The 11,246-nt window shown below is 50.9% G+C and carries 10 protein-coding genes and 1 tRNA gene; 4 read left to right on the top strand and 7 right to left on the bottom strand.

Features of this window, described 5'->3' with window-relative positions; translation table 11 throughout:
• Positions 1-40 precede the first annotated feature (40 nt).
• The 3 genes from rpsO to C8N40_RS19235 all read right to left on the bottom strand — a co-directional run bounded on the left by rpsO (position 41) and on the right by C8N40_RS19235 (position 2,344).
• The gene (gene rpsO, locus C8N40_RS19245) at positions 41-316 is read right to left on the bottom strand and encodes a 30S ribosomal protein S15 (RefSeq protein ID WP_108213441.1); all 276 of its coding nucleotides are present in this window, start codon (positions 314-316) and stop codon (positions 41-43) included.
• A 111-nt stretch (positions 317-427) separates the two neighbouring features.
• Positions 428-1,840: an LptF/LptG family permease gene (locus tag C8N40_RS19240; protein WP_108213474.1), complete on the bottom strand. Its 1,413-nt coding sequence runs from the start codon at positions 1,838-1,840 to the stop codon at positions 428-430.
• 99 nt (positions 1,841-1,939) lie between these two features.
• The gene (locus C8N40_RS19235; protein WP_108213440.1) at positions 1,940-2,344 is read right to left on the bottom strand and encodes an START-like domain-containing protein; all 405 of its coding nucleotides are present in this window, start codon (positions 2,342-2,344) and stop codon (positions 1,940-1,942) included.
• Positions 2,345-2,478: 134 nt separating this feature from the next.
• Here C8N40_RS19235 and C8N40_RS19230 point away from each other — a divergent pair.
• A tRNA-Met gene (locus C8N40_RS19230) sits at positions 2,479-2,555 on the top strand.
• Positions 2,556-2,812: 257 nt separating this feature from the next.
• Here C8N40_RS19230 and C8N40_RS22995 read toward each other — a convergent pair.
• On the bottom strand, positions 2,813-2,962 hold the full coding sequence (locus C8N40_RS22995; RefSeq protein WP_211318149.1) for a hypothetical protein: 150 nt from the start codon (positions 2,960-2,962) through the stop codon (positions 2,813-2,815).
• Positions 2,963-3,327: 365 nt separating this feature from the next.
• Between C8N40_RS22995 and C8N40_RS19225 the strand changes: the two genes are divergently transcribed.
• Both C8N40_RS19225 and treZ read left to right on the top strand, forming a co-directional pair.
• Positions 3,328-4,929 (top strand): alpha-amylase family glycosyl hydrolase, encoded by a 1,602-nt coding sequence (locus tag C8N40_RS19225; RefSeq protein WP_108213439.1) that lies wholly within the window; start codon positions 3,328-3,330, stop codon positions 4,927-4,929.
• 13 nt (positions 4,930-4,942) lie between these two features.
• A complete protein-coding gene (gene treZ, locus C8N40_RS19220) occupies positions 4,943-6,790 on the top strand; it encodes a malto-oligosyltrehalose trehalohydrolase (RefSeq protein WP_108213438.1) in 1,848 nt (615 codons plus the stop codon).
• A gap of 225 nt (positions 6,791-7,015) precedes the next feature.
• On the opposite strand, the gene C8N40_RS19215 is transcribed toward treZ, so the two are convergent.
• Both C8N40_RS19215 and C8N40_RS19210 read right to left on the bottom strand, forming a co-directional pair.
• Complete coding sequence (locus tag C8N40_RS19215; protein ID WP_108213437.1) at positions 7,016-7,849, bottom strand: hypothetical protein; 834 nt, start codon at positions 7,847-7,849, stop codon at positions 7,016-7,018.
• Between the two features lie 171 nt (positions 7,850-8,020).
• Positions 8,021-9,946 (bottom strand): ABC-F family ATP-binding cassette domain-containing protein, encoded by a 1,926-nt coding sequence (locus tag C8N40_RS19210; protein ID WP_108213436.1) that lies wholly within the window; start codon positions 9,944-9,946, stop codon positions 8,021-8,023.
• 342 nt (positions 9,947-10,288) lie between these two features.
• Between C8N40_RS19210 and C8N40_RS19205 the strand changes: the two genes are divergently transcribed.
• Positions 10,289-10,846: a 2'-5' RNA ligase family protein gene (locus C8N40_RS19205; protein WP_108213435.1), complete on the top strand. Its 558-nt coding sequence runs from the start codon at positions 10,289-10,291 to the stop codon at positions 10,844-10,846.
• 236 nt (positions 10,847-11,082) lie between these two features.
• Here the strand turns inward: C8N40_RS19205 and C8N40_RS22990 are convergent, their stop codons facing one another.
• Positions 11,083-11,235 carry a hypothetical protein gene (locus tag C8N40_RS22990; protein ID WP_211318148.1) on the bottom strand — a complete coding sequence of 51 codons (153 nt, stop codon included), beginning with the start codon at positions 11,233-11,235 and terminating at the stop codon, positions 11,083-11,085.
• Positions 11,236-11,246 lie beyond the last annotated feature (11 nt).

The raw sequence follows: 11,246 nt of genomic DNA, 5'->3' as shown, positions 1-11,246 counted from the left end.
ATTAGGGAATCCCTGTTTTGAATTCCCTAACACAATAAGCTTATTTACGGATACCCAGCTCGCTGATTACAGCTCTGTATCTTTCAATGTCATTTTTCTGGAGATAGTTAAGAAGTCTTCTTCTCTTACCTACCAGTTTCAGAAGACCCAGACGAGTGCTAAAGTCTTTTTTGTGAGTCTTCAGGTGCTCGGTCAGGTCGTTGATACGAGTTGAGAACAGGGCGATTTGTGCCTCAGGAGAACCCGTGTCAGTCTTAGACTTGTTGAAACCGTGCTTTTCGAAAATCTCTTGTTTCGCTTCAGTGGTTAATCTCATTGCGTAAAAATATCAATTCTGTTTTATCTTGATAAGCTTGCTATACAAGCCACAAAGGTAAAGAATTTTCTTTTACAAGAAAAACTTTTACCAATTCTTTATATAGTGTTTTTACAGTTTATTCCGGCGCAGGCGCGCCATCATCTTCCGCCAGAAGTCCAGCTCCAGCAAACTCGAGTCGTTGCGGGCCTGGTAGAGGAAGAATAGCCCCACCGGCAAAAGTATGAGGTTGGCCGCCCACATGCCCGTCCCTACCGGCACCAGGCCCTCACGCGCCCACTTCTCGCCAAGTATAGACAGTACGTACATGGTGATGAAGAAGACGATGGAAATGACCACCGGCACGCCAAGGCCACCCTTCTTAATAATCGCCCCAAGCGGCGCCCCAATCAGGAACATGATAATGATGGAAGCCGATTGGGTATACTTTCGCCAGATCTCCACCTCGTAGTTATTGGCTTCGCGAATCGAGATGCGCACACGCTCCACGTAGCTAGCCGTAAAGCTCTTGATGTTGCGGGCCTTGTTGGTAGCCAGCGCCAGCACATCCGGGGTTATGGCAGGCAACTCCTTTTCTACGGTTTGCCCCACCAGCCGTACCCCGTTCTTCACCTGACCGGTATCGGCCTTGAAGTACATGTAAAAAGGGTCCACGTTGGGAGCGTAAAGCTCCTGCTCGCGACGGCTGTACCGTTGCAGGGAATCGGTTACCACGTTCAACTCGCCGATATTTTTCATCATCTTGTTGTCCGAGAAAAGCTCCTCGCGCGTGCGGTCGAAGTTGAAGGAGGCCATGCTCAGCATGAGCTTGCTCTTCTGGAACTCCTGCCGCACAAACTGCTCGCTGGAATTGCGGTAAGAGGAGTTGTTCTGGTCTACGTACGTGTTGCCGTTGAAAAGCTCCAGCACCAGGTAGGCATCGTTGTAGTCCATGTACATCTCGCCTGAGTCGGCAAGTATAACGGTGGTGTTGTTACCTCCCTTGGTGTGATCGTAAATCATCACATCCCGCAGGGTCTGCCCGTCATTGAACTTCTCATTCACCTTTATACTATAGCCGGGGATGCCGTTGTAGAAAGCCCCCTCCTTGAAGTTCATGGCAGGCTTTTTCTGGCGGATGTCCCACAGCAGGCTGTAAGCCTTCAGGTTAGCCTTAGGCACGATGTAGTTATTAAAGAAAAAGGCGCCTACAGTTATTAAACCTACCACCAGCAGCACGGGGCTAAGGATGCGGGTGAGGGCAATCCCGGACGTTTTGATGGCAGTCAACTCGTGGTGCTCGCCCAGCGAACCAAACGTCATGAGGGAGGAAAGCAGCACCGCCAACGGCAGGGCCACAGGCGCCATGTTGATGCTGAAGTAAAAAAGGAGCTCGCCAAACACCTCCGTCCCCAGGTCCTTGCCAACCAGTTCGTCCAGGTACTTTAGCATGTACTGGGTCAGGAGGATGAACTCTACCACAGCGAAGGTTAGCAAAAACGGGCCAAAAAACTCCCGGAGTATTAGCTTATCAAGTTTCTTCATGCGCAAACGTAAGGCGCAGGCGACAGGCACCAGCGCTTTAAAACATGCTTGTAGCAAGCAATTACCGTGCAAAGATACGCTTTACTCCAGCAATCCCTGCTACCCTCCTACTATTTCGCGCAGATTTTGCAGTAAATTATCCCACAATTCCTCCATTTCCTCCTCACTTTCCTCGTTAGAGTAGTCCACCACCTTCAGGAACTGCTCCTGCGTCAGCTCGCTGGACTCTATATGGAAGTCAATGTAGGGAGCATCAGGCGTGTGCCGCTTGTCTTCGGTCAGGAAAAGGAAGCGCACGGACTTGTTTGTGCGGTGGCCCGTCATCTCGGCATAGTGGTTGCGACCATCCCAAACAAAGTTAAACACATTGTCCCCTTCCACTTTGGCGTCATCACAAAACCACTGCGACAGGCCGGAGGCAGTACTAAGGTATGGGTAAAGCAACTTGGCAGATGCGTTTATTGGGTACTCCCGCACAAATTTCAACTTCGTGTCTTTCGTCATATGGGTATCCTAAGTGTCTGAGTAAGTATAGTATTAATTCTTCAGAAAATATATATCTGCAAACTAAAATATTTTTTTTCTAAAGAGATGCTTGGTTATTTAAAAGCTAACCCTTTATATTTGCACCACAATTCGGCGGGGTAGCTCAGATGGTTAGAGCGTAGGATTCATAACCCTAAGGTCGGCAGTTCGATTCTGCTCCCCGCTACCAAGTCCGAAAAGGCCCGTGAATTTATACTTCACGGGCCTTTTTTTTGTCTTTCTGCCAAGGTCAGCAATGGTGCCTGCCAAAGCGAGCTTTACTGCTGCCGGCATACTCCCCTACAACTCACCGCTCCCACAAAGAATAAGCAAAAGCTCCGGCTACTACTTGCTATACTTCTGAAAAAGCGAAAGCCATGCTTCCCCAAGCATGGCTTTCGCTAACTTTTGATGGCAACACTTAACCGCCAGGATAGTCTGCTTAAATTATCTGCGTCCCTGGTCCTTCAGGAAAGTCGGCTTATGGATGGGCGCATCTCTGTGGCTAGCGTAAGCCGGGCAGTAGGTTTTCTGGCAGGAAGCGAAAAAAGCGGCTACAAGTACAAGCAGCATAAAACTGAGTAAATTTCTTTTCATAAAGGGTATCGCGTTTGTTGTATGTTTATTGTGAACTTATGTATAGTAACAAAGGCCTATGGGACTGCATACCCATATTATACAGTGCAAATATATAAAGAATAAAATCAATGAAAATAGATATGTTTAAATATTAAGACACTATAATACAAAGTGCAAATTAACCCTTCCCTTTAAACCCGTCCCTTTCATGTAAGCTTAGTATAGTTATACAAAAAATCTGCTCTATCCTGAACCTTTACCCATCGTTTTCGATGTCATGAGTCTGGAGCAATGTAAATGAACGCAGTCCGGTAGCGCCCATATCCTGTAAAGCTGAGTTGCGTAGATACCTAACTGTACAAAACGCGCAAAGCGACAGCAACATGAAACATGACCAGAAAAGCCTGTGGTGGCAGTCAGGGGTGATATACCAGATTTACCCCCGCTCCTTTCAGGACTCAAATAACGACGGCGTAGGAGACCTGCGCGGTATCATCAGCCGGCTGGATTATTTAGAATGGCTGGGAATAACCGCTATCTGGGTATCCCCCATCTACCCTTCCCCCATGGCCGACTTCGGATATGACATCTCCGATTACTGCGGCATCCACCCGCTATTCGGCACGATGCAGGATTTTGACGAGCTACTGGAGGAAGTGCACCGCCGCGACATGAAACTTATACTTGACCTGGTGCCCAACCACACCTCCAACAAGCACCCGTGGTTCGAGGAGTCCCGCTCCTCGCGCGACAACCCCAAGCGGGATTGGTATATCTGGCAGGACGCAAAAGAAGACGGCTCGGAGCCCAACAACTGGCTCAGTGTGTTCGGGGGCAGTGCCTGGGAGTGGGATGAAAATACAGGCCAGTACTATTACCATGCCTTCCTGAAGGAACAGCCGGATTTGAACTGGCGCAACCCGGAGGTGCAGGAGGCCATGTTCGATGTGATGCGTTTCTGGCTGGATAAAGGAGTGGACGGATTCCGGGTGGATGTGATGTGGCACATGATCAAGGACAAAAACCTGCGCGACAACCCCATCAACCCTAACTATAAAACACATCAAGCTACCTATGAGCAACTAACCCCATCCTACTCCACCGATCAGCCCGAGGTGCACGACATTGTGGCCAAAATGCGGCGCGTCACAGATGGGTATGCGGAGCGTGTGTTGATCGGGGAGATTTACCTGCCTGTGCACCGCCTGGTGGCCTACTACGGGCACGAAAACAGCGGCACCCACCTGCCTTTCAATTTCACGCTCATCAACATGGATTGGAATGCCCGCAGCATCAGCACACTGGTAGATGAGTATGAGGGCGCCCTGCCGGAGAGCGGATGGCCAAACTGGGTGATAGGCAACCACGACCAACCGCGCATCACGAGCCGCATCGGGTGGGCCCAATCAAAAGTTGCCGCTATGATGCTTTTGACACTACGCGGAACGCCTACTTTATACTATGGCGACGAGATAGGCATGCGGGATGTGCCGATACCGCCAGACAAAGTGCAGGACCCGCAGGGGCTTAACATGCCCGACAAAGACCTGAGCCGTGACCCTGCCCGCACCCCCATGCAGTGGGACGACAGCCCGAACGCCGGGTTTTCGGATGCTGAGCCGTGGCTCCCGATCGCCGACAGCTACAGGCGGGTGAACGTGGCGGCCCAGCGGGAGGATGCATTCTCCATGCTGACGTACTACCGCCGCCTGCTGCAGCTGCGCCAACAGGAACCCGCCCTGCATGTAGGCGACTACGCACCTGTGGTAACCAAAGGGCCGCTGATAGCCTTCGTGCGAAAGGCGGAGGGCAAGCAGTTTCTGATAGTGCTTAACCTGAGCCATAAGCCCTGCATCCTGCGGCAGGAGCATACCCACTACAAAGGCAAAATTGTGCTCGCTACCCTACCGGAGCGCGAAGGACAGGAAGTAGCAGGCAACATCAGCATGTATGGTGATGAGGGCATAGTTGTGGAGTTATTCTAACCTATCCTGTGCAATGGATGCCATAACTAAACCCGTCGGGGCTTTTTGCCAGACCGACGGCTCCTGCCACTTTTGTGTATGGGCACCGGAGAGAGAAAACATGACGCTTCGCCTCTTGCAGCCAGCGGAGCGTGAAGTTAAGATGAAGAAGGATGCCTGGGGCTATTTTACCGCTGCGGTCGCAGGGGTGGCACCAGGCACCTTATACTTCCTCAACCCGGACGGCGAGGGAGATTTCCCGGACCCGGCCTCGTTTTACCAGCCACAGGGGGTGCACGGCCCCTCGCAAGTGGTCGACCATACGTTTGAGTGGACGGACGATTCCTGGGGAGGATTACCCAGGCAGGATCTTATCATTTATGAACTGCATGTGGGCACTTTCACCCCTGAAGGAACATTCGAGGCGATAATCCCGCGCCTGCCAGAGCTCCGGGAAACGGGCATCAACGCGCTGGAAATCATGCCGGTGGCACAGTTTCCGGGAGGCCGCAACTGGGGCTATGACGGTGTTTTTCCCTATGCCGTACAAAACACCTATGGCGGACCCGAAGGGTTGAAGAAACTGGTAAATGCCTGCCATGCCCACGGCCTGGCGGTGTTGCTGGACGTGGTGTACAACCACCTGGGCCCTGAGGGAAATTACCTGGAGAAGCTTGGCCCATACTTCACCGACAAGTATAAAACGCCCTGGGGCAAGGCCATCAACTACGACGGTGCCTACTCCGACGGGGTGCGGGCCTACATTTCCGAAAACGTAATCTATTGGTTCAGGCATTTCCATATAGACGGACTGCGGCTCGACGCTATCCATACCATCTTCGACCAAAGCGCCATAACCCTCTGGGAGCTAATTAACTCCAGGATAGCGCAGGCAAGAGAAGAACTGCAGCGGCCCTTTTTCCTAATCGCCGAAAGCGACCTGAACAACCCGCGTGTGGTACAGGAGGCCGCAACTGGCGGACTCGGGTTTGACATGCAGTGGCTCGACGATTTCCATCATGCCTTGTATGTGCTGCTGGACGAAAAAGGCAGGCCGCTTTACGAGGATTTCGGGCAGATGGAGCAGCTGGCAAAAGCTTACACAGACGGTTTTGTGCACAGCGGCGAGTATGTCAGGTTCCGGAAGAAAACCTTCGGGGCTTCCTCCTCCCACCTTCCGGGCGACAAATTCGTTGCTTTTGTGCAGAACCACGATCAGGTGGGCAACCGCGTGAACGGCGAGCGACTAAGTGTACTGGTCGACTTTGAGCGTCTGAAGCTTGCCGCTGCCGCCCTGCTGCTTTCCCCTTACATCCCGATGCTGTTTATGGGAGAAGAATACGGCGAAGAGGCACCCTTTCTATACTTTGTAAGTCACTCCGACAAGGATTTGATAAGAGCAGTGCGGGAAGGCCGGAAAAAAGAGTTCGAGAATTTTAAATGGGACGCAGAGCCACCTGACCCACAGCGCGAACAGACCTTTGCGTATTCGAGACCGGATTGGAGCAAGCGCCAGAAGGGCAAACACCGGCAATTGCTGCAGTGGCACCAAACCCTTATCGGCCTGCGCAAAAGTATGGCTGCACTACGCAACTACAACAAAGAAAGTATACAGGCACAGCCGCTGGGGCAGCAGGGGTTTGTACTTTCCCGCCAAAGCATGGACAAGGAACAGCAGTTGCTTTGCCTGTTTAATTTATCTAACGATAAGGTAAAGTATAGCCTTTCAGCTGCTCCTGAGAAGTACAGGTTGGTGCTCAATTCCAAAGATGAAAAATGGGTGCAGCAAAAGGAGCAAGTGTACCAGGTCCCTTCTGAAATTGCAGCCGGCGATACGCTATACCTTCCTCCCGTAAGCGTGCTGATGTATGCGTGTGGTTAACCCATAAGTATAAAAATAGCTACTGGCAAAGTATAGCCTGCCCCTGAATGAAGTGCGCCTGCCTGTATGGTTATAACCAAACAAGCAGGCGCAGGGGACTTTAATTAGATTCGGGCTGATGTATACTTTGCGTACGGCTACCGGAAGCGCTACGATTTAATTTATACTTTAGCAAACCGTGAGTTATACTTGCCCTGAATTCAAAGAAAGGTTCAGGTTCAGTAGCTAGTTGAGTTCCTCCACCGGCCTTACCACTTTAAGCCTCGAGTTGGAAAAAGACAAATCCACTGCAGAAACAGCAGGCCTTAGGATGAGCCGCAAGCTAGCGAGTTGCTGCTCCAAATGCTTATACAGAATCGTTAGCAGCATGAGCACACCGGCAAGCTCCAGGCTTTCCTCCGCTGTGGTGATTAGTCCGTATGCAAAGTTTTCCTCTCCAAAAGCATCTGAATAATAGCCACCGAACAACTCAACACCTAAAGCTCCGCTTACATATACCACGCCGGCCAGCATCAAGCCATTCCGCATTCTGGCGCTTAAGGAGAACAGAAAAGGCAGGTAGTACAGTCCTAGTCCCAGCACCAGCAAGCCCCCCACTATCACCCAGGAAAAGTATAAAACGCCGGTGAGCTGAAAGTTCTCTCGCAGCGGGTAGATAAGCATCTCATGCACCCCTGCCGACTCATCCATACTCATGTACAGGAAAACACCGGAAAGCAGGCGCCAGTGCCACACGTGTTTGTCCTGCTGCTTGCGCTTAAGCTCGGCCACAGCAAACAGCAGCACCGACGAAAGTAAAAGTATGAAGGAGGAAAAATAGGTGGGAATGTTGCGTTCCATGTCCAGCTCAAACTGCGGGATAATCCCCCAGGCGTTGGGATGGTCAGTAAAGTATTTGCAGTAGATAGCGACAACGTTAAGAATAACCAGTGCCACTGCCGCCCTATAGAGCCATCTCAAGTATTTTCTTCCATTAAAGTTGATGTTCAGCCCTTCGGCTTCCTCTTGCTGTAAATCGGCGGAGTTGAGGGTAAAGTCATGTAAAGTTTGTTTCATCATACCATTAGTTTAGCGAAATATATGGTATGTTTATATACAAATTTAATAGAAAGGTTACAATTTCTTAATCTTTTCTTAATATTCAAATATCCTTATATTAATGCAAAATAAAACTGCCTCCAGCCAATTATACAGGCTAGAGGCAGTTTGGAGTGCTTTTTAAGCAAAATACTACCCGGCAATTTTTGTTTCGATTTCCTCCGCTTCCAGCATCAGACGCTCCCACTCATCCTGTTTTTTATCCAATTTCAGTTTTATACTTTCAAAATCCTGAGTGACCTGCTGCAACCTGGCAATATCCCCGAAAACCTGTGGGTCAGCCAGTTTTTTTTCCTGCATCGCCAGCTCCTGCTCCAGTTGCTGTACCTCTTTTTCCACCTCGCTCACCCGCTTGTTTAGCTGCTTCAGTTGGTTGCTCAGCTGGCTTAACTCGCTTTTCTCCCGCGGCTGTTTCTCGGGTTTGGCGACAGGCTCGGTACTTGTATCCTTCTTCACCTCCCGCTCGCGCTTCTCCTGCCAGGCCTCATACTCATGGTAAGTGCCCGGGTACTCTTTAAGCTGGTAATCCTCTATATACCAGATTTTTGTTGCCACATTTTCTACAAAGTAGCGGTCGTGGGAGATGACCACGAACGTACCCTCATACTGCTGCAGCGCCTGGATCAGGATGTTCACCGACTGCATGTCCAGGTGGTTGGTGGGTTCGTCGAGCATCAGGAAGTTAGCTTCGGAGATCAGGGTTTTGGCCAGCGCCACACGGCTTTTCTCGCCTCCCGACAACACCTTGATTTTCTTGTACACTTCATCTCCCGTAAAGAGAAAAGAACCAAGTATGGTGCGCAGCTCCACTTCCGTCTTGCCAGAGCCTGCCTGCTGCAGCTCTGTGAGCATGTCGTTCTCGATGTTGAGGGCCTCCAGCTGGTGCTGGGCATAGAACGAAAGTATAACATTGTGCCCCAGCTCGCGCTTGCCTTTGATAGGCTCGGTGCCGGCGATGATGCGCAGCAGCGTAGATTTACCCTTGCCGTTGGCTCCTATCAGCGCCACCTTATCGCCACGCTCAATGTGCACGTTGGTATCCCGGAAAATGACCTTATCGCCGAAGGCTTTGCTCATGTGCTCCAGGCGCAGGATGTGGCGACCGGGCTGCACGTTGAACCTGAAGCTAAAGTTTACCTTGGCTGCCTCAGGCGCCACTTCCTCAATGCGTTCCATGCGGTCCAGCATTTTCTGGCGGCTTTGTGCCTGCTTGGCTTTAGTCGCTTTGGCCTTGAAGCGTTCGATGAAGCGCTCGGCCTGCCTTATCTGGGCCTGCTGGTTCTCATAGGCACCCTTCTGTATCTCATTCCGGAGGGCTTTCTCCTCTATATAGAAGCTGTAGTTGCCCGGGTACAGGTTCAGTTTGCCACCCGATACTTCTACAGTGGTGTTGGTGGTGCGGTCCAGAAACTCGCGGTCGTGCGAGACAATCACTACGGCCCCTTCGTATCGCTCCAGGTAGGTCTCCAGCCATTTAATAGAGGGCAGGTCGAGGTGGTTGGTGGGCTCGTCGAGCAGGAGCAGCGATGGCTTTTGCAACAGGATCTTGGCCAGCATCACGCGCATGCGCCAACCGCCGGAGAAGGAAGCCAGCGGTTGTTGCAAATCTGATGTGGTAAAACCCAGCCCCTCCAGGATCGCCTCTGCCTCGGCCTGCATGGTGTAGCCGCCAAGTGCCTCAAAGCGCTCCTGCAGCTGCGCAAGCTTGTCTACCAGATCGTCATGGAAGTTATTCTCAAACTCCACCAGCACCTTGTCAATCTCCGCCTGCAGGTGCAGCGCCTCGCCAAAAGCCTGCATGGCCACCGAAAGTATACTTTCATGGGTCTCGTAGCTCAGCAAGTCCTGGTTGAGGAAACCGATGGTGGTATCGCGGCTCATCTGAATGCTGCCACTGTCCGGGGTGTACTCTCCTACTATCAGGCGCAGCAGCGTAGACTTGCCCGTTCCGTTCAGCCCTATCAGGCCGATTTTATCCTTGGGCTTGATGTGCAGGCTGGCGTCCTCGTACATGGCGCGGCTGCCGAAATGGAAACTCAGGTTGTTAATGGAAATCATGCGATGCGGTATACTTTAAGCAGCAAAGGTACTTATTTTTAGCTGCCGGATGAAAACATCAGGGGCGCTTAAATGGTGCAAAGTGGGGGCAGCAGCCTCTAAAACGGGGTTGTTAACAGAAAAATTACAGCCGTGCAGTTGAGATAAAGCATAACATCCTATATATTTGCTGATTAAAATACATGAATGCGCGCTCGAGTTGCCTGTGTTTATTTTGACTGAAGCAGCCGAAGTATAAATAAGGGCACCGGTAAACTATAACGCAACCCTATCGTTTAAATAGTTTATGTGCATTTTACTGCCTGCGCAGGTAGTACTAAATGGTAAAGAAAGCTTAACTATATGATTGCGATTGCTTCGCTTCTTGACAGGCAGGCTACGGAGCGCGTATCCGAGCTTACGGAACTGCTGGAGAAGAAATTCGGCTTAAGTGGCGTAAAGGCAACTCCTTACCCACACCTGACGCTGCTCACGGCTGAGGTAGCAGATATGGAAGAGCTGAAACAATACCTGGAGGCAACCTGCTTCGAGGCGCAAAACTTTACCGTGCGCACCACCGGCCTGGGTATTTTCCCTGGTGAGCACCCTGTTATTTACATCCCGGTGCTGCGCACTACCCCGCTCAACCAACTGCACGGCCGCCTGCACCGCGACATCTCCGAGATGAGCACCGAAATGGGCGTTTACTACAACGCCAACATGTGGCTGCCCCACATCACCCTCGCTCTGGGCGATACGACCCCTGAGTTGCTGGGGCCGGTGCTCTCCTACCTCTGCCGCTACAATTTCAACTGGGAAATCACGCTGGACAACCTCGTTATCCTGCAGAAGTGCGGCGATTATTTCCTGAAGGATGAGGAGTTCAGGTTCGGAAGGCCTGAGCTTTCCTTTAAAGCTTAAGCTAGCCTGCTAAAGTATACATAGGTAGTCTGTCGGATTATTTTTCTGCAACTTATACTTTAAAAGTTCAATAAGCGTCTCCGCAGAAATTCTCTTTGAAGATCATACCTGTAAAGTATAGATTCTGGATTCTTTATGCCATTTCTCTGCATAAATAGCCTCTTATAGCAGCTGCTGCTGCCTCCTCCTCCTCACACCACTACCACTCTGCTTCTTCATAAACGCCAATTTTAATCTTATTTTAAGGTTAAAGCAGGTTTAAAATATCCAACTCTCTCTATTTCGACGCCGTAAGCCTTGAAAGCAGCTGACAGATTGTCTGCTACGGTTGGCTGACCGGCTGCCGGTACCACACCTGGCACAGAAAAATCAAGTAAACCTGTAATCAACTTTTTAAACT

The sequence above is a fragment of the Pontibacter mucosus genome, assembly GCF_003054055.1.
Classification (GTDB): Bacteria; Bacteroidota; Bacteroidia; order Cytophagales; family Hymenobacteraceae; genus Pontibacter; species Pontibacter mucosus.
Note: the sequence above shows the minus strand (reverse complement) of the source record. Positions and strands in the feature narration are given on the sequence as shown.